Raw genomic sequence first — 17,065 nt, forward strand, 5'->3', positions numbered from 1 at the left:
CTCCTTATGCGGAGGTGCGGCGAGCCGCTGCCTGAGTGATCCGGTCGAACATGACACCGAGAAGGACGATGGCGAGCCCCGCGGCGAGCCCCTTCCCGTACAACTGTCCCTGCGAGAATCCGGCCACGACGTCGTAGCCGAGGGCGCCCGCGCCCACCAGGCCGCCCACCACGACCATCGACAGCACATAGATCAGGCCCTGGTTGGTCGCGAGGGTCAGGGCGCTGCGTGCCATCGGCAGCTGGACCTTGGTGATGATCTGCCAGGTGTTGCACCCGGCAGAGGTGGCCGCCTCCACGGTGGTGGCGGGCACGTTCCGCACCCCGTCCGCGATGATCTTCATGGCGACGGGGGCGGCGTAGACGACGGCAGCGACGATCGCGGTGAAGCGGGTCGCGCCGAACAATGCGAGGAACGGGACGAGATAGACGAACGGCGGCATGACCTGTGCCGCGTCCAGCGTGGGCCGCAGCAGCCGGTCCGCCAGGGCACTGCGTCCCATCCAGACGCCGAAGCAGATGCCGAGGAGCATCACGAGCACCGTGGCGACCGCGGTCGACGCGAGGGTCGTCATGCTGTCCGACCACACTCCGGTGCCGACGAGCAGCCCCACGCACACCGCCGTGGTGATGCCGGCCCGCCATCCGCCGAGGACCACGCCGATCCCGATCAGGGCGGCTCCGACGAGCCACCACGGGGAGTCGGTGAGCAGCGACTGGAACGGGTTGAGCAGACCGTTGGTGATGGCGTCGCGGAACGCGTTGGTCAGACCCGACAGGTTGTCCTGCGCCCAAGTGGTCACGTTGTCCGCGCCGCTGCGGATGGCAGTGCCCGTGTCTCCCTCGCCGGGGAACTCCGCCGCCCACAGATAGGTGTGCGAGAGATAGATCAGGACCGCCGTGACCACCGCGCCCACGCCCAGCAGCGGGCGCCGCCAGGCCAGGAAGCGGTTCTTCGAGCGCCGCGCCGCCTCCGCGCGGGTGCTCGCCGCGGTGGTGACGCGGTCCAGCACGATCGCCAGGACGACGATGGCCAGGCCCGCGTTGAAGGCGGTGCCGACATCCAGCGACTGGAGTGCCTGCAGGACGGTCTTGCCGAGGCCGGGCGCGTCGATCAGGGCGGCGATGGTCACCATGGCCAGGGCGGCCATGATGGTCTGGTTCACACCCATCACCACGGTCCGCTTGGACATCGGCAGCAGCACCTTCGCCAGGGACTGCCGCCGGGTGGCGCCGAGCGAGTCGGCCGCCTCGACCGTGGTGTGCGGCACGGAGCGGATGCCGTGCGCGGTGATGCGGATCGTCGGCGGCGCCGCGTAGATCAGCGTGGCGATCGTGGCCGAGGCCGGGCCGATCTGGAAGAACAGGGTCAGCGGGGCCAGGTAGACGAAGGTCGGCATCGTCTGCATGAGGTCCAGGAAGGGCGTCACGATCCGGTTGAACCGGTCGGACAGCCCTGCCCACACGCCCAGCGGGATCGCGAAGAGCAGCGCCACGAGGACCGCGGAGACCGTGAGCGCCAGGGTGTCCATGCTCTCCTGCCACAGGCCCTGCAGGCCCAGGAAGGTGAAGCCGGCCACCGCGAGGAGCGCGACCCGCCAGTTGCCGACCGCCCACGAGCCGAAGCCCACGATGCCGACGACACCGAGCCAGCCGATCTGCGGAACGGGGCGGTCGCCGGTCGGCTGGGAGATCAGCTCCTGTACGAAGGTCACCACGTTGTCGATGACCAGGCGGATCTCGTTGAAGAAGTACAAGAAGAGCGGGTTGGAGTTGCGGTTCGCGCCGATGGAGTCGTTGACGTCGTTGAACCACCGGTGCAGATCGGTCAGGTCGGCCGCTGCCAGCGTGAGGGTCTGCTTGCCGCGCAGCACGGCGAAGAGCACCAGCCAGACGACGAGAATCGCCGCGATCACCATGGACCGGCTGACCCTGCGCACCGGTTTGACGGGCGTCGGCTCCTCCGCGGCCCCGGTCTTCTCCGGTTTCTCCATGACGACGGTCATTACGCGCCGCCTTCCTGCCCGGCGACCACCGCGAGGATCTCCTCGTCGCCGACGATGCCGAGCAGCTTGCCGTTCTCCACGACCTTGACCGGCTTGTCGGCCGCGAGCACCGCCCGGGTGGCCTCCTTGACCACGACGTCCGGGCCCAGTTCGGGTCCGTCCAGTTCGTCGCCGTCCGCCGGCGGGCGCATGATCCACCGCAGGGTGAGCACGTCGCCGCGCGGTACGTCCTTCACGAACTCGCGTACGTAGTCGTCGGCGGGGGCGCCGACGAGTTCGTCGCCGGTGCCGCACTGGACCATCTTGCCGTCGCGCATGATGAGAATGCGGTCGCCCAGCTTGAGGGCCTCGGAGAGGTCGTGGGTGATGAACACCATCGTCTTGCCGACCTCGTGGTGCAGCCGGATGACCTCGTTCTGCATGTCACGGCGGATCAGCGGGTCGAGCGCGGAGAACGGCTCGTCGAAGAAGAGGACGTCGGGGTCGCCCGCCAACGCCCGGGCCAGGCCCACGCGTTGCTGCATACCGCCGGAGAGCTGGTCGGGGTAGGAGTTCTCGTAGCCCGAGAGGCCGACGAGCTCGACGACCTCCAGGGCCCGCTTGTTCCGCTCGGCCCTGCTCATGCCGCGGATCTCCAGGCCGAACGCCACGTTGTCGACGACGCGACGATGGGGCAGCAGACCGAAGTGCTGGAAGACCATGGAGAACTTGCGGCGCCGCAGATCGCGCAGCCGCCTGTCGTCGGCCTTGCGGATGTCCTCGCCCTCGAAGACGATCTCACCGGCGGTGGGTTCGATCAGCCGGGTGAGACATCGCACCAGTGTCGACTTGCCGGAACCCGACAGCCCCATGACGACGAACACCTCACCGGGCGAGACGTCGAAGTGGACGTCGCGTACGGCGGCGGTGCACCCGGTGCGGTCCATGAGCTCACGGCGGGTCAGGCCGCGCAGCTCCTCGGAGTCCGGCACCTGGTCCGCCTTCGGCCCGAACACCTTCCACAGCCGGCGCACGGATATGACCGGGGTGGAGCCCGAGTCCTGGGGCGTGCCGCGCCGCGGTGGCACCTCGGTCTGTGTGGTCACGTTCGACCTTCTTTCGGCGTTCAGCCGCTGAACCAGCGCTGCGGCCGGGGTTGGATGTTCTGCCAGATGTGCTTGGGCTCTCGGTACTCGTTCAGGCCGGTCGGTCCCAGCTCCCGGCCCACGCCCGAGTGCCCGAAGCCACCCCATTCCGCTTGCGGCACATAGGGGTGGTAGTCGTTGATCCACACCGTGCCGTGCCGCAGCCGCCGGGCGACCCGCTGGGCCTTGCCGGCGTCCTGTGTCCACACGGCTCCGGCGAGTCCGTACTCGGTGTCGTTGGCGATGCGTACGGCGTCGTCCTCGTCGGTGAACCGCTCCACGGTGAGCACGGGTCCGAAGGACTCCTCGTGCACCACCCGCATGTCCTGCCGGCACTCGTCGAGGACGGTCGGCGGGTAGTAGTGGCCGTCCGCGAGGGCCGGGTCGTCGGGGCGCGCACCGCCGCAGCGCAGCACGGCGCCCTCGGCGAGGCCCGCGGCGACGTACGCCTCGACCTTCTCCAGGTGCTGTGCGGAGATCAGCGCGCCGGTCTCCGCGTCGGGGTCGAAGGGCCCGCCGAGGCGGATCAGACGGGCGCGGCGCACGACCTCGTCGACGAAGGCGTCGTGCAGGGAGTCCTCGACGATCAGCCGGGCGCCCGCCGAGCAGACCTGGCCGGAGTGCAGGAAGACGGCGGTGAGGGCGAAGTCGACGGCCGTCTCGAAGTCGGCGTCGGCGAAGACCACGTTGGGGTTCTTGCCGCCGAGTTCCAGCGCCACCTTCTTCACGCCCGCCGCGGCCGTCGCCATGATGCGCTTGCCGGTCTCCAGGCCTCCGGTGAAGGAGACCATGTCGACGGCCGGGTGCTCGGAGAGCGGTGCGCCCACCTCGGGGCCGGTGCCCAGGACGAGATTGGCGGCGCCGGCCGGGATACCGGCCTCCTCGAGCGCCTTCATCAGCAAAATCGAGGTGGAGGGGGTGAGTTCGCTGGGCTTGAGGACGATCGTGTTGCCGGCCAGCAGAGCCGGGGCGACCTTCCAACTGGCTTGCAGCAAAGGGTAGTTCCACGGAGTGATCAGACCACACACGCCGACCGGCTCGTACACGACACGACTGACGGCGTCGTCGCGGCCGGTGTCGATCGCGCGCCCGGCGTCGGTGCCGCCGAGCCCGCCGTAGTAGCGGAAGCAGGAGACGACGTCGGCGATGTCGTACTCGCTCTCCACCAGCCGCTTGCCGGTGTCCAGCGACTCGGCGCGGGCGAATTCCTTGGCGTCGCGCTCGAGGATGTCGGCGGTACGCAGCAGCAGCGCGCCGCGCTCGCGTTCGGGGGTGCCGGGCCAGGGGCCTTCGTCGAAGGCGCGGCGGGCGGCGGCGATCGCCGCTTCGGTGTCGGGGCGCGTCCCTTCCGAGACGGTCGCCGCGAGGGAGCCGTCAGCGGGACATCGGATCTCCCGGTGCCCGCCGGCCACCGGATCCCGCCATTCGCCAGCCACATACAGGTCTGCCACGCGCCGAGCCTTTCAACGGAAATTCGTTGCGCATCATGCACCCAATTGCTTGTGGTGGAACACAGTGGCGAATGTCCGGACAGACGTCAAGAGGTTCACCGATGCCGTTCTCACCTTGAGACCACTTGCCCGACCACCCTTGACCGCGGGCCGCAGCGAGCCGACCATGTTGCGTATCGCTCACCTTGTTGTGCAATACGCACCAACGGAGGCCGCACATGTCCCCTCGCCCACAACCAGGCCGTGAGTACGTCCTCACCCTTTCGTGTCCCGACAGCGCCGGGCTGGTCCACGCCGTGAGCGGCTTTCTCGTCAGGAACTCCGGAAACATCCTGGAAAGCCAGCAGTTCGACAACCGACTTCAGGGCCGGTTCTTCATGAGGGTCCACTTCGACGTTTCCGATCCGAACGCCGATCTGGAACATCTGCGTTACCGGTTCGGTCCGGTCGCCCAGGCCTACGGGATCACCTGGACGTTGAGCGATGCCTCGACACCGACCCGGACGCTGATCATGGTGTCCAAATTCGGCCACTGCCTCAACGACCTGCTGTTCCGCAAGCGCACCGGCTCCCTCAACATCGAGATCCCCGCGATCGTCTCCAATCACCGGGACTTCGAGGGACTCGCGGAGACCTACGGCATCCCCTTCCACCACGTCCCGGTCACCCGGGACACCAAGGACCAGGCCGAGGCGCGTCTACTGGAGCTGGTGCGCGACCTGGACATCGACCTGGTCGTGCTGGCCCGCTACATGCAGATCCTCTCCGACGACCTGTGCAAGCAGCTCGAGGGCCGCGCCATCAACATCCACCACTCCTTCCTCCCCAGTTTCAAGGGGGCCCGACCCTACGACCAGGCCTACCAGCGCGGAGTGAAGCTGGTCGGCGCGACGGCGCACTATGTGACCCCGGACCTGGACGAGGGCCAGATCATCGAGCAGGACGTGATCCGGGTGGACCACTCCCTCGACCCCGGCGACCTGGTCACGGTCGGACGCGACGTGGAGGCACAGGTCCTCGCACACGCCGTGAAGTGGCACAGCGAGAGCCGGGTCATGGTGGACGACAACCGCACGGTGGTCTTCCGCTGAGCGGCAGCGACCAAGGGGCGGGGCCGGATCGCGGCCCCGCCCCTTTCGTATGCGATCCGGTCAGCCGTCCAGCCGGTCCCGCAGCTCGCGACGCCACCGCTCCGTCTCGGCGATCTGGTTGAACGTGAACAGGTGCAGCCCGGCCACGCCCGCCGAGGGCGCGGTGAGGGCCTGTTCGGCCCGGGTCAGCAGCCGTTCGGGCGCGTACCCGCCGGGTGCCGCGAACCGCACGAACCACGAGGGGTGCTTCGTCAGGAAGCGCGTCGACTCCCCCACGCCGATCTTCGTCGCCATGGCCAGCAGCTTGGCCCGCTGCACGGGCCCGGCGACGCCCACGTGCACCGGCAGGGTCACGTCGCGCCGCCGCAGCCGGACGATCCACTCCCCCAGGACCCGCGGATCGAAGCAGAGGTTGCTCACGACGTAGGTGGCGTGCTCGCGCTTGTCCCACATCGACTGGATGGTGATGTCGTCGTGGATGAGGGGATGGCTCTCGGGATAGCCGGTGACGCCGACCCGTGCGAAGGGGCTGCCCAGCTCGCCCAGTGCGCGCAGCGCCGGCAGCGCGCCCTCGTAGGCGCCGGCGGGCGGATCGGCGTCCCCCGCCGGGACGAAGACGTCGTCGACGCCGGACTCACGCAGCCGGTCGGCCACCTCTTTCAGATGGACCTCGTCGCGCAGCAGCCGCGCGGGCACGTGCGGGACCACCCGGTGGCCGTGCGCCGCGAGCCGCTCGGTCAGGGCGAGCGTCGGTTCCAGGCCCTTGACCGGCGACGCCGTCACGGTGACGACGACGTCGCGCGGGACATGGGCGAGGACCTTGTCCTCGGTCGCCCCGGCGGGCAGCACCTCGTAGCGGACGCTGTCCAGCAGCGCCCGTAGCCCTGTGGCGGCCAACGTCTATCCCGCCTGCTTCTGGGCGTCGCGGTGGCGGTAGAACGCGGCCTTCGAGGGCGCGAGCGGTTCTTTGCCGAGGATGAGGTCGGCGGCCTTCTCCGCGACCATCATCACGGGGGCGTAGATGTTGCCGTTGGTGACGTACGGCATCACCGACGCGTCGACGACCCGCAGACCCTCCACGCCGTGCACGCGCATGCTGGTGGGGTCGACGACGGACATCTCGTCGGTGCCCATCTTGCAGGTGCAGGACGGGTGCAGCGCCGTCTCGCCGTCCTTGGCGACCCAGGCGAGGATCTCCTCGTCGCTCTCCACCGACGGTCCGGGCGAGACCTCCCCGTCGTTGAAGGGGGCGAGCGCGGGCTGGTTGAGCAGCTTGCGGGCCACCCGGATCGCCTCGACCCATTCGCGGCGGTCCTGCTCGGTGGAGAGGTAGTTGAAGCGCAGGGCCGGGTGTTCGCGCGGGTCCTTGCTCTTGATCTTCACCGAGCCGATGGCGTCGGAGTACATGGGCCCGACGTGCACCTGGTAGCCGTGGCCGCCCGCGGGCACGGAGCCGTCGTAGCGGACCGCGATCGGCAGGAAGTGGAACATCAGGTTGGGGTATTCCACGTCCTCGTTGCTGCGGGCGAAGCCGCCGGCCTCGAAGTGGTTGGTGGCGGCCGGGCCCTTGCGGAAGAGCCACTGCAGGCCGATGAAGGGGGCGCGCCACTTCGCCAGGTAGGGCTGCATGGAGACGGGCTGTTTGCAGGCGTACTGGATGTACACCTCCAGGTGGTCCTGCATGTTCTCGCCGACCCCGGGGAGGTCGTGGACGACGTCGATGCCGAGGGCGCGCAGTTCCTCGGCGTTGCCGATGCCGGAGAGCTGAAGCAGCTGCGGGGAGTTGATGGCGCCGCCGCACAGGATGACTTCCCCGGCGCGGACCTGCTGGGGGGCGCCCTTGCCGCGCTGGTACTCGACACCGACGGCCTTCTTGCCCTCGAAGAGGACGCGGGTGACCAGGGCGCGGGTCCTGACGGTGAGGTTGGGGCGCTTGCGCACCGGCTTGAGGTACGCCTTGGAGGCCGACAGCCGGCGTCCGCGGTGGACGTTGCGGTCGAACTTGGCGAAGCCTTCCTGCCGGTAGCCGTTGACGTCGTCCGTGGGGGCGTAGCCGGCCTCCTCGGTGGCCTTCTGGAAGGCGGTGAAGAGGGGGTTGGTGGCGGGGCCGCGTTCGAGGACGAGGGGGCCGTCGTGGCCACGGAACTCGTCGTCCGGGTCGGCGGCGAGACAGTTCTCCATCCGCCGGAAGTACGGCAGGCAGTGCGCGTAGTCCCAGGTCTCCATGCCGGGGTCGGCCGCCCAGCGTTCGTAGTCCAGGGGGTTGCCGCGCTGGAAGATCATGCCGTTGATGCTGCTGGAGCCGCCCAGGACCTTGCCGCGGGCGTGGTAGACGCGGCGGCCGCCCATGTGGGGCTCGGGCTCGGACTCGTACTTCCAGTCGTAGAACCGGCTGCCGATGGGATACGTCAGCGCCGCGGGCATCTGGATGAAGACGTCCCACGGGTAGTCGGAGCGGCCGGCCTCCAGTACCAGTACCCGGTTCGCCGGGTCCGCGGAGAGCCTGTTCGCCAGTGCGCTGCCGGCCGATCCGCCGCCGACGATGACGAAGTCGTATTGCAGGGGAGCCATGGTGCCTCGTCTCGCTCGCGCCGTAGATATGCGAGGCATGCTAGCGCCGTAGCGTTATACGCACCAGGTTGCGAACGGCGCAACTTCGGGGACCTTGTTTCGGCGCCGTTACTTGCAGTCGTGTTGTTTACTACGCGTATAGTTTCACTGTGAGCAACTACAGCACTGACACAGAAACGTCGAATTCACAAGCCGGCGGCGTGCAGTCCGTGGACCGCGCCATCAGCGTCCTGGAGATCCTCGCTCAGCGTGGCGAGGCGGGCGTCAGTGAGGTGGCGGGCGAGATCGACGTCCACAAGTCCACCGCGTTCCGCCTGCTCGGCGCCCTGGAGGCGCGCGGTCTGGTGGAGCAGGCGGGCGAGCGGGGCAAGTACCGTCTCGGCTTCGGCATCGTGCGGCTGGCCGGCGCGGTGACCGGGCGCATCGACATCACCCAGCAGGGCCGCCCGGTTTGCGAGCGTCTCGCGGAGGAGATCGGCGAGACCGTCAACATCGCGGTCATGCAGGAGCACTACGCGATCAACCTGTACCAGGTGCGCGGTCCGGGGGCCATCACCGCGCACAACTGGGTCGGCCAGCTGACCCCGCTGCACGCCACGTCCAGCGGCAAGATCCTGCTGGCCCACATGCCGGCCAAGGAGCGCGCGGCGCTGCTGAGCGAGACCGGCATGAAGAAGGTCACCGCGCGGACCATCACCGCGAAGACGAAGCTCGAGAAGAACCTCGCCGACGCCCGCGAGCGCGGCTACGCCTTCACCCTCGAGGAGCTGGAGATCGGCCTGCACGCCATGGCCGCCCCGGTCCGCAACCGCGACGGCGAGGTCATCGCCGCACTCAGCGCCTCCGGGCCCGCGTACCGCTTCACCGAGGAGCGTCTGCACGAGCTCTCCCCGGTGCTCCTCAAGGGCGCCGAGGAGATCAGCCACCGCATGGGTTACCTGGGCTGAGGCACCCCAGGGGCGCCCAGACGCTCGTTCACCCAGTCGTGGAAGGCACCGATGTGGTGCTCACTGGGTACCAGTACGCCTCCCTTGGCGTACATCCGGGAGCTCATCCCGGGCTGTGTGCGTTCGCACGCGTCGAAGTCCTGCCGGTTGACCCGGTCGAAGAGCTCCACGGACCGGCTGACGTCCTTGCCGCTCTCGACGACGTGCGGGAGGTAGAGCCAGTCGCACTCGACGATCGTGCGGTCGACGGACAGCGGGTACATCCGGTGGAAGATCACATGGTCGGGGACGAGGTTGATGAACACCTGCGGCCTGACGGTGATCGCGTAGTAGCGGCGGTCCTGCTCCTCGGCCACCCCCGGAATGCGGTCCAGGCCCTCCGAGCCGTCGACCGTGAAGCCCTGGACCTCCTCGCCGAACTCCGCGCCGTGGCCCACGTAGTACTGCGCCGCGTAACCGTCCGCGAACTCCGGCAGCACCTCGGTGAGTTCGGGGTGGATGGTCGCGCAGTGGTAGCACTCCATGAAGTTCTCGATGATGAGCTTCCAGTTGGCCTTCACGTCATAGACGATGCGCTTGCCGACCGACAGGTTGTCGATGTCGTAGCGCTCGATCGACTCCACGTCGCCCAGACGGGAGACGACCTCGCCGATGACGTCCTCCTCGAAGGACGGCGGGTTCTCCGCCAGGCACACCCACACATAGCCCAGCCATTCCCGCACGGCCACGCTCACCAGGCCGTACTCGGTACGGCCGACGTCGGGCATCTTGGTGAGGTTGGGCGCCGCGACGAGCTTGCCGTCGAGGCCGTAGGTCCAGGCGTGGTACGGACATTGGAAGGCCCGCTTGACCTCGCCGGACTCCTCCGTGCAGAGCTTGGCGCCACGGTGCCGGCAGACGTTGAAGTAGGCGCGGACGGAGTGGTCACGCGCCCGGGTGACAAGGATGCTCTCGCGGCCGACGTCGACGGTGCGGAAGGCGCCGGGCCTGGCCAGTTCGGAGGCGCGCGCGACACAGAACCACATGGTCTCGAATATGCGCTCCTGCTCCTGCGCGAAGATCTGCGGATCCGTGTAGGAGGAGCCGGGGAGGGTGGCGATCAGGCTGTCCGGCAGACCGGTCGAGGTCACAGGGCACTCCTCGGGAAACGTCAGGGAGGGGTCATTCACGCGCCGGGAAGAGCGACTCCGGACGGTGTTCTGTATGGAGCAACGCTGCGTGCCATATGCAACCGCAGCATGGGATGCCTGAGAGGCGGTGTCAAGAGCCCGCGGCGGCGAGCTGCTTGCGCCAGCGCGTGAACAGCCGCGGCTGGTTCATACCGAGCACGGCGACCGGATCTCCGGCGCGCCGGTAGACGGCCAGTACGTCACGGTCGTCCGCGGTGCCCGCCTCGACCGTCACGCTGTCGGCACCCGCCGCGTGCCCGACGAACTGGATCTTCACGCCGTACTGGTCGGACCAGAAGTACGGCGGCCGGGGCACACCCGGCTCCAGCGCGCCGCCCGCCAGCAGCGTGGCGATCGCGGCGTCGGGCCGCTCCCGGGCGCCGGTCCAGTGCTCGACACGGCGATGGAAGCCCGCGCGCGGGTCGTACCAGTTGGCGCAGTCACCTACCGCGACCACCCCGGCCAGGGTGGTGCGGCCGTCGGCGCCGCACTTGACGCCGTTGTCGAGTTCGACGCCCGATCCCGCCAGCCAGTCGACGCACGGACGCGCGCCCACACCGACGACGACGATGTCGGCCGGGACGCTGCGGCCGTCCTCGAGCAGGACGGCGTCGACCCGGCTCTCCCCGCTCAGCCCCTTGACCCCCACGCCGCACAGCAGCCGTACGCCGTGGTCGGTGTGGAGGGCGGAGACGACGGCGCCCATGATCTCCCCGAGCGGCGCGGCGAGCGGCGTCGGAGCCACCTCGACGACGGTCACGTCCAGACCGAGGGCGTACGCCGTGGAGGCGACCTCGGCGCCGATGAAGCCGCCGCCGATCACCACCAGCCGTCCGCCGCGGGCCAGTTCGTCCCGCAGGGCGCGGGCGTCGTCCAGGGTGCGCAGGGTGTGCACTCCCGCCAGCCCCTCGGAGCCGGGGAGGGTGCGGGCCGCGGCGCCGGTCGCGATGACGATGCCGTCGGCGCGCACCTCACGTCCGTCGGCGAGCCGGACCGCGCGGTCCGTACGGTCGAGTCCGACCGCGCGGGTACCGAGCAGCCACTCCGCCCGCAGGTCCTCGTCACCGGCCTCCAGGGAGAGTTCGGTCTCGCCGAGGGTGCCGGCCAGGAACTCCTTGGAGAGCGGGGGCCGGTCGTAGGGCCGGTGGAGCTCGTCCCCGATGACCACGAGCCGCCCGTCGTAGCCCTGCTTGCGCAGTGAGCGCGCCGCCGACAGACCGGCCAGCGAGGCGCCGACCACGGCGACGGTCCTCACGCGGGACCCCCGGCGAGCCGGGCGGATATGCAGGGCGGGAGGTTGGGCGCCGCCGTGGACACCCGGACGTAGACCATGCCGTCCTCGACGAAGACCTCGTGCGTCCGGACCGGCAGCTTGGCCGGCGGGGCGTCGACCGCGCCGGTCCTCAGGTCGAACTTCGAGGCGTGCAGCGGGCATTCCACCTCGCAGCCCTCCAGCCAGCCGTCGGCGAGCGAGGCGTCCTGGTGGGTGCAGGTGTCGTCGATGGCGTAGAGCTCGCCGTCGTCGGTGTGGAACACCGAGACCGGCGGATCTGTGTCGAGCCGGTGGGCCTCACCTCGCGGGAGATCCGCGAGACGGCACGCGGGAATCATCATGACACCTCGGTGCGTATAGCGAAACGGATTGCGGTAAGCGCAACATCAGTCTGGGGTCGGCCAGAAACCTTGTCAAGGCATTCAGAGAGCACTGTGAGCCGTTCATCTTGTTGCGTAGAGCAGAACCAAGTTCACATAGAACAACAGCAGCCCGCCGTATCGGCTCGCGACAATCGCGAGCCGATACGGCGGGTCCATACGGGTATATAGGGGACGTCCGCGGGCGTCAGAAACCGCGGTCGATCCACTCCTGCAGATGCGGAGCCTCGGCGGCGACGGTGGTCGTGTCCCCGTGTCCGGTGTATACAACGGTCTCGCCGGGAAGCGTGAGCAGCCGGTCCCGGATCGAATCGACGATGGTCGGGAAGTGGCTGTACGACCGTCCCGTCGCCCCGGGTCCGCCGGCGAACAGCGTGTCGCCGCTGAACAGCGCCGTCAGGGCGGGGGCGTGGAGGCAGACCGCACCCGGGGCGTGCCCGGGGGTGTGCAGCACGGTCAGTTCGACGCCGGCCACCGCGAGCACCCAGCCGTCGGCCAGTTCACCGTCGGGCGAGCGGTCGGGGTGGGTCTGCTTCCACAGTGGCAGGTCGTCCGGGTGGAGCAGGATCGGGGCGCCGGTGCGCTGCGCGAGTGCGGGCGCCGCGTCGATGTGGTCGTTGTGGGCGTGGGTGCAGACGATCGCCCGCAGGGTGCGTCCGCCGACGGCCGCCGCGATGGCCTCGGCGTCGTGCGCGGCGTCGATGACGATCACCTCGTCGTCGTCGCCGACGATCCACACGTTGTTGTCGACGTCCCAGGTGCCGCCGTCCAGCGAGAACGTTCCCGAGGTGACGAGGTGTTCGATGCGGGCCGCCATCAGAACACCACCACCGAGCGCAGGACGTCGCCGCCGTGCATCCGCTCGAAGGCCTTCTCGACCTCGTCGAGGGCGATGGTCTCCGTGACGAAGGCGTCCAGGTTCAGGCGGCCCTGCAGATAGAGGTCGACGAGCATCGGGAAGTCCCGGGAGGGCAGGCAGTCGCCGTACCAGGAGGACTTCAGCGAACCGCCGCGGCCGAAGACGTCCAGGAGGGGGAGTTCGAGCTTCATCTCCGGCGTGGGCACGCCGACGAGCACAACCGTTCCGGCGAGGTCGCGGGCATAGAAGGCCTGCTGGTACGTCTCGGGGCGGCCGACCGCCTCGATGACGACGTCGGCGCCGAAGCCGCCGGTCAGCTCACGGATCGCCTCGACCGCGTCGGCGTTCCTGGAGTTGACGGTGTGGGTCGCACCCAGCTTCTTGGCGGTCTCCAGCTTGTTGTCGTCGATGTCGACGGCGATGATCCGCGATGCGCCCGCGAGGCTTGACCCCACGACCGCCGCGTCCCCGACGCCCCCGCAGCCGATCACCGCGACCGTGTCACCGCGACCGACGTTGCCCGTGTTGATGGCGGCGCCGATGCCCGCCATCACCCCGCACCCCAGCAGACCCACGGCGGCCGCCGACGCGGCGGGGTCGACCTTCGTGCACTGCCCCGCCGCCACCAGCGTCTTCTCCGCGAAGGCGCCGATACCCAGCGCCGGCGACAGCTCGGTGCCGTCGAGCAAGGTCATCTTCTGCTTCGCGTTGTGGGTGTCGAAGCAGTACCACGGCCGGCCGCGCAGACACGCCCGACACTGACCGCACACCGCGCGCCAGTTGAGGATCACGAAGTCACCGGGGGCGACATCGGTGACGCCCTCCCCCACCGCCTCCACCACTCCCGCCGCCTCATGGCCGAGCAGGAAGGGGAAGTCGTCGTTGATGCCGCCCTCGCGATAGTGCAGATCGGTGTGGCAGACCCCGCAGGCCTCGACCTTCACCAGCGCCTCGCCCGGCCCCGGGTCGGGCACGATGATCGTCTCCAGGCTGACGGGGGCGCCCTTGCCCCGCGCGACGACAGCACGCACCTGGTGCGTCATGGCCACTCCTCGGCTGGTCGAGACTCGAATCAGATGTTGCTCATTACGGCACGCATCTCATGTGTCGCAACACAGCATCATGCAGCGTCGAGCGGCGGTCAAGGCACACGACGGCGCGGTTCCGACGGCTGCACGGCTCCACTGTCGAGGGCGCGAACGCCGAGGATGGTGAGGGTTCCGCAGTCCGGAGAGTGTGTCGTCACCCTTGCCGCCGCCGACGAGCAGCCTGACCGCGGCAACCGCGCCGGTCAGCATGCGAGTGACGCGTCCCCGCCACCCGAGCCGGGCTGTCGGCCCCCGGGGACCAGCTGATTTCCGCTTGCGGCTACGCGGCGGAGCCGAAGTCCTGCGTCCAGTAGTAGCCCGGCTGGGCCAGACCGATACCGATCTCCTTGAAGCCGCAGTTGAGGATGTTGGCCCGGTGACCGGAGCTGTTCATCCAGCCGTCCATGACGCTCTCGGGGGTGTTGTACCCGTAGGCGACGTTCTCGCCCGCCGACCTGAACTTGTACCCGACGCGGGCGAGCCGGTCGGTCATGGACGACCCGTCGGAACCGGTGTGGGACATGTTCTGGTGATCGGCCATGTCCTGACTGTGGTCCTGAGCGGCCTCGGTGACTTTGGCGTTCTCGGTCAGCGGCGCACAACCGGCCTTTGCGCGCTCGGCGTTGACGAGGACCAGCACACGCTCGGCGGGTCCGGGAGCGGCACTGCTGACGGACGGGCCAGGGGCGCCGCTGGAGCTGGTGGCCTGCGGAGAGGCCGAAGGCGAGGTGGACTCGTCGGGCGGGTCGGAGGCAGGCGCGACGGACGGACTGCCGGCCACCGAGGGCGAAGCGCTCGGGGTGGCGCTGAAGGGAGAGGCGCTGGGGGTGCCGGACGCAGCAGCTGTGGCGGAGGTGCCCGAGGCGGTCGCGGACGCGACCGGTGACGCCGAGGGCGTCGGGTCGGCCACGGGATCGGACTTGCCCCCTCCCCACCAGGGGAACGAGACGACACGCCAGCCTCCCAGCCCGCCACCGCTTGCCTGGGCGACCGAAGGAATGCCCACGGCGCCGACAACCACCACGGCGGCCGCGGCACCGGCTATTTTCCGGCGTTTTGATTTCTGACGGTGCTTGCTCATACCTGGCCTCATTCGGTGATACGGAATTCTGCGTCAAAAAACGGCACCCCGCATCGAAAGCGGGTGCATACAGCGGCTCGCCTCGGCCCTGGCGAGCCCGGTCATTATGGGGATCGCCCGGCACGCCGGGCAACGAACACCGCCGCCGCTGCCGGGCGTTGGCGCAATGAGCCCTCGGCAGACGAGGGACCGCCGTTCGCATGCCTCCCGCAAAGCCCGACCAGCCCGAAAGGGCTCCTCCGCAACCGCGATCACCGACGCAACGAGCAGCCGAATGAGCCGTTCACGGCGACAAACTCCCGTTTCGGCTTCAAAAGAGCACAGTTATTACCTTCGGTAACCCGTCAATCGATGCCATCGAGCGCAATTCAGGCGTGACACACATCACGTTAATTCGATGTGTGAGACCGACGGCAACCTGGCGGCGCCCAGTGGCGACTAGGGGGCACCCAGGTCAGTTCTTCTTCAGCTCCTCGGCGAGCATCACAAGGATGCCGCTGGGCCCGCGGAGGTAGGTGAGCTTGTAGATGTCCTGATAGGTCGCCACACCGCGAAGCGGACGGCATCCGTGCTTCGCGGCTGCCTCAAGGGCTTTGTCGATGTCGTCGACCGAGAAGGCGACGCGATGCATGCCGATCTCGTTGGGAAGCGTGGGCTCCGTCTCGATCGCATCGGGGTGGATGTACTCGAAGAGCTCGAGGCGGCCTTGGCCGTCCGGCGTCTGGAGCATCGCGATGTTGGCGTGATTGCCGTCAAGGCCGACGGCGGTGTCGGTCCATTCACCACTGACCGTGTCACGGCCGACGACCTTCAGGCCGAGGTCGGTGAAAAAGGCGATCGTCGCTTCGAGGTCGCGAACGGCGATGCCGACGTTCTCAAGTTTGATGCCCATGCGCCGCATGCTACCGAGCAGGGCCGAAGACCACTCCGCGACCGCCGCCGTAAGAGGGCGGGACCGGCCGCGTCGCTCTGTCCTCTCGGCCTCGCTGCGGGTCCCTGACATCTGTCAGGGACCGTCGGGACCGGCTGCCCTCTACGGTGCTGGGCGCACCACCTCTGTCAGTCCGCCACGGCCCGATCCCGCGGAGGCCCCTCCGCTCGACACCCACAGGAGCAACGCGACCCATGCGTTCCCCACGCCCCCTCCTCGCTGCGGTCGGCACCACGACCCTGGTGCTGGCCTCCGTCCTCGCCTCCGGCACGGCCCAGGCGGCGTCGTCCGCCACGTCCGCCGTCGCCCCGACGATCTCACCGGCCGCCCCCTCGCAGCTGGTGCCCTCCGGCAGCCACATCACCTGCGACACAGGGAACTTCTGTGCCGGCGTGTGGGAACCCACGGTCGACCAGTGGCGGGTCTTCTTCCTGTACGACTGCGACCGCTATTACCTGTCGAACTGGCATGGCACGGGCGAGGTCATGAACAGCCAGACCGACGACGCCCAGGCAACGAGCTACGGCCAGAACGGCGACGTGATCCAGACCTTCCCGGTCAGCACGGACGCACCCGACGTGGACTGGGAACCGGTCTGGTCGATCCGCAACTGCTGACCGACAACTGCTGACCAGCAACTACAAGGAGGTACGCGCGATTTTCAGCAGACTCATGAGGATGGCGGTCTCGGCCATCGCGGTGGCGGGGTCGCTCATGGCCGTCTCCACCGGGCCCGCGTCCGCGGCTCACAACGACTACGGATGCCCCTACGGAGCCGTGTGCCTCTACAACAACGCCAACCCGAACTCGGGTATCCAAAGCGGCGGTGTCTACTGGGCCTACGGTCCGCACAACCTCAGCAACCAGTACGGCGAGCACTACGTGATGAACAACCAGTACGACGACGCCTGGGTGGAGCTGTGCACCGGGTACAACGGAACTGGCAGAGGAACCACCATCATCTCCGCGGGATGGGGGTTTCCTCAAAACCTGAGCCCGATCAATTCCCTTGTGCTGGGCACCGGCAACAACTACCCCTGCTCTCCTCCGTGATCCGGACGTAGCCCGGACGCCCGGCCTGCCGCACGCGAGACA

At 68.8% G+C, this 17,065-nt stretch carries 16 protein-coding genes; 4 read left to right on the forward strand and 12 right to left on the reverse strand.

All coding sequences use genetic code 11. From position 1 onward, the window contains the following. Window positions 1-4: 4 nt before the first annotated feature. Genes ACIOHP_RS34570 through ACIOHP_RS34580 form a run of 3 tightly spaced genes read right to left on the reverse strand, consistent with a single transcriptional unit; the run spans window position 5 to window position 4,580 of the window. Entirely contained in the window at window positions 5-2,005 is a 2,001-nt protein-coding gene (locus tag ACIOHP_RS34570) for an ABC transporter permease (protein WP_401893592.1), read from the reverse strand. Beyond that, window positions 2,005-3,090 (reverse strand): glycine betaine/L-proline ABC transporter ATP-binding protein, encoded by a 1,086-nt coding sequence (locus tag ACIOHP_RS34575; protein WP_361555152.1) that lies wholly within the window; start codon window positions 3,088-3,090, stop codon window positions 2,005-2,007. Before ACIOHP_RS34575 ends, ACIOHP_RS34570 begins: the two co-directional genes overlap by 1 nt. A gap of 20 nt (window positions 3,091-3,110) precedes the next feature. Beyond that, the gene (locus tag ACIOHP_RS34580) at window positions 3,111-4,580 is read right to left on the reverse strand and encodes an aldehyde dehydrogenase family protein (protein ID WP_361492658.1); all 1,470 of its coding nucleotides are present in this window, start codon (window positions 4,578-4,580) and stop codon (window positions 3,111-3,113) included. Between the two features lie 218 nt (window positions 4,581-4,798). Between ACIOHP_RS34580 and purU the strand changes: the two genes are divergently transcribed. Beyond that, window positions 4,799-5,671, forward strand: coding sequence for a formyltetrahydrofolate deformylase (purU, locus tag ACIOHP_RS34585; RefSeq protein ID WP_307022340.1), 873 nt, complete (start codon window positions 4,799-4,801; stop codon window positions 5,669-5,671). 60 nt (window positions 5,672-5,731) lie between these two features. Here purU and ACIOHP_RS34590 read toward each other — a convergent pair whose 3' ends face one another. Together ACIOHP_RS34590 and betA are read right to left on the reverse strand one after the other, a co-directional pair. Further along, window positions 5,732-6,568, reverse strand: a complete 837-nt coding sequence (locus ACIOHP_RS34590) for a 5,10-methylenetetrahydrofolate reductase (protein WP_401893595.1) — start codon at window positions 6,566-6,568, stop codon at window positions 5,732-5,734. A gap of 3 nt (window positions 6,569-6,571) precedes the next feature. Further along, window positions 6,572-8,242, reverse strand: coding sequence for a choline dehydrogenase (gene betA, locus ACIOHP_RS34595; protein WP_401893596.1), 1,671 nt, complete (start codon window positions 8,240-8,242; stop codon window positions 6,572-6,574). A 200-nt stretch (window positions 8,243-8,442) separates the two neighbouring features. Here betA and ACIOHP_RS34600 point away from each other — a divergent pair, with 200 nt between their 5' ends. Continuing rightward, on the forward strand, window positions 8,443-9,189 hold the full coding sequence (locus ACIOHP_RS34600) for an IclR family transcriptional regulator (RefSeq protein ID WP_401893598.1): 747 nt from the start codon (window positions 8,443-8,445) through the stop codon (window positions 9,187-9,189). Here ACIOHP_RS34600 and ACIOHP_RS34605 read toward each other — a convergent pair. The 7 genes from ACIOHP_RS34605 to ACIOHP_RS34635 all read right to left on the reverse strand — a co-directional run bounded on the left by ACIOHP_RS34605 (window position 9,177) and on the right by ACIOHP_RS34635 (window position 15,931). Further along, complete coding sequence (locus ACIOHP_RS34605) at window positions 9,177-10,319, reverse strand: aromatic ring-hydroxylating dioxygenase subunit alpha (protein WP_401893600.1); 1,143 nt, start codon at window positions 10,317-10,319, stop codon at window positions 9,177-9,179. The two genes, ACIOHP_RS34600 and ACIOHP_RS34605, sit on opposite strands and share 13 nt — an antisense overlap. Window positions 10,320-10,449: 130 nt before the next feature. After that, window positions 10,450-11,613: an NAD(P)/FAD-dependent oxidoreductase gene (locus ACIOHP_RS34610; protein WP_401893601.1), complete on the reverse strand. Its 1,164-nt coding sequence runs from the start codon at window positions 11,611-11,613 to the stop codon at window positions 10,450-10,452. Next, window positions 11,610-11,972 carry a bifunctional 3-phenylpropionate/cinnamic acid dioxygenase ferredoxin subunit gene (locus ACIOHP_RS34615; protein WP_307022349.1) on the reverse strand — a complete coding sequence of 121 codons (363 nt, stop codon included), beginning with the start codon at window positions 11,970-11,972 and terminating at the stop codon, window positions 11,610-11,612. The genes ACIOHP_RS34610 and ACIOHP_RS34615 overlap by 4 nt, the downstream gene beginning before the upstream one ends. Before the next feature lie 226 nt (window positions 11,973-12,198). Beyond that, window positions 12,199-12,828, reverse strand: coding sequence for an MBL fold metallo-hydrolase (locus tag ACIOHP_RS34620; protein WP_401893603.1), 630 nt, complete (start codon window positions 12,826-12,828; stop codon window positions 12,199-12,201). Beyond that, complete coding sequence (locus ACIOHP_RS34625) at window positions 12,828-13,913, reverse strand: S-(hydroxymethyl)mycothiol dehydrogenase (RefSeq protein ID WP_361492672.1); 1,086 nt, start codon at window positions 13,911-13,913, stop codon at window positions 12,828-12,830. Before ACIOHP_RS34625 ends, ACIOHP_RS34620 begins: the two co-directional genes overlap by 1 nt. A gap of 325 nt (window positions 13,914-14,238) precedes the next feature. After that, window positions 14,239-15,039, reverse strand: coding sequence for a CAP domain-containing protein (locus tag ACIOHP_RS34630; protein ID WP_401893606.1), 801 nt, complete (start codon window positions 15,037-15,039; stop codon window positions 14,239-14,241). A 454-nt stretch (window positions 15,040-15,493) separates the two neighbouring features. Then, entirely contained in the window at window positions 15,494-15,931 is a 438-nt protein-coding gene (locus ACIOHP_RS34635) for a VOC family protein (protein ID WP_361555391.1), read from the reverse strand. A gap of 233 nt (window positions 15,932-16,164) precedes the next feature. On the opposite strand from ACIOHP_RS34635, the gene ACIOHP_RS34640 reads away from it, so the two are divergent. Beyond that, window positions 16,165-16,587, forward strand: coding sequence for a hypothetical protein (locus tag ACIOHP_RS34640; protein ID WP_401893607.1), 423 nt, complete (start codon window positions 16,165-16,167; stop codon window positions 16,585-16,587). 61 nt (window positions 16,588-16,648) lie between these two features. Further along, window positions 16,649-17,023: a hypothetical protein gene (locus ACIOHP_RS34645; protein ID WP_361492678.1), complete on the forward strand. Its 375-nt coding sequence runs from the start codon at window positions 16,649-16,651 to the stop codon at window positions 17,021-17,023. Window positions 17,024-17,065 lie beyond the last annotated feature (42 nt).

The organism is Streptomyces sp. NPDC087859 (assembly GCF_044742595.1).
GTDB lineage: Bacteria > Actinomycetota > Actinomycetes > Streptomycetales > Streptomycetaceae > Streptomyces > Streptomyces canus_F.

What these genes read in the sequence shown, in the direction of transcription:
- ACIOHP_RS34570 (WP_401893592.1), bottom strand. Translation starts at nt 2,005, where the DNA reads ATGACCGTCGTCATGGAGAAACCGGAGAAGACCGGGGCCGCGGAGGAG.
- purU (WP_307022340.1), top strand. Translation starts at nt 4,799, where the DNA reads ATGTCCCCTCGCCCACAACCAGGCCGTGAGTACGTCCTCACCCTTTCG.
- betA (WP_401893596.1), bottom strand. Translation starts at nt 8,242, where the DNA reads ATGGCTCCCCTGCAATACGACTTCGTCATCGTCGGCGGCGGATCGGCC.
- ACIOHP_RS34615 (WP_307022349.1), bottom strand. Translation starts at nt 11,972, where the DNA reads ATGATGATTCCCGCGTGCCGTCTCGCGGATCTCCCGCGAGGTGAGGCC.
- ACIOHP_RS34620 (WP_401893603.1), bottom strand. Translation starts at nt 12,828, where the DNA reads ATGGCGGCCCGCATCGAACACCTCGTCACCTCGGGAACGTTCTCGCTG.
- ACIOHP_RS34625 (WP_361492672.1), bottom strand. Translation starts at nt 13,913, where the DNA reads ATGACGCACCAGGTGCGTGCTGTCGTCGCGCGGGGCAAGGGCGCCCCC.
- ACIOHP_RS34630 (WP_401893606.1), bottom strand. Translation starts at nt 15,039, where the DNA reads ATGAGCAAGCACCGTCAGAAATCAAAACGCCGGAAAATAGCCGGTGCC.
- ACIOHP_RS34635 (WP_361555391.1), bottom strand. Translation starts at nt 15,931, where the DNA reads ATGGGCATCAAACTTGAGAACGTCGGCATCGCCGTTCGCGACCTCGAA.
- ACIOHP_RS34640 (WP_401893607.1), top strand. Translation starts at nt 16,165, where the DNA reads ATGCGTTCCCCACGCCCCCTCCTCGCTGCGGTCGGCACCACGACCCTG.
- ACIOHP_RS34645 (WP_361492678.1), top strand. Translation starts at nt 16,649, where the DNA reads ATGGCGGTCTCGGCCATCGCGGTGGCGGGGTCGCTCATGGCCGTCTCC.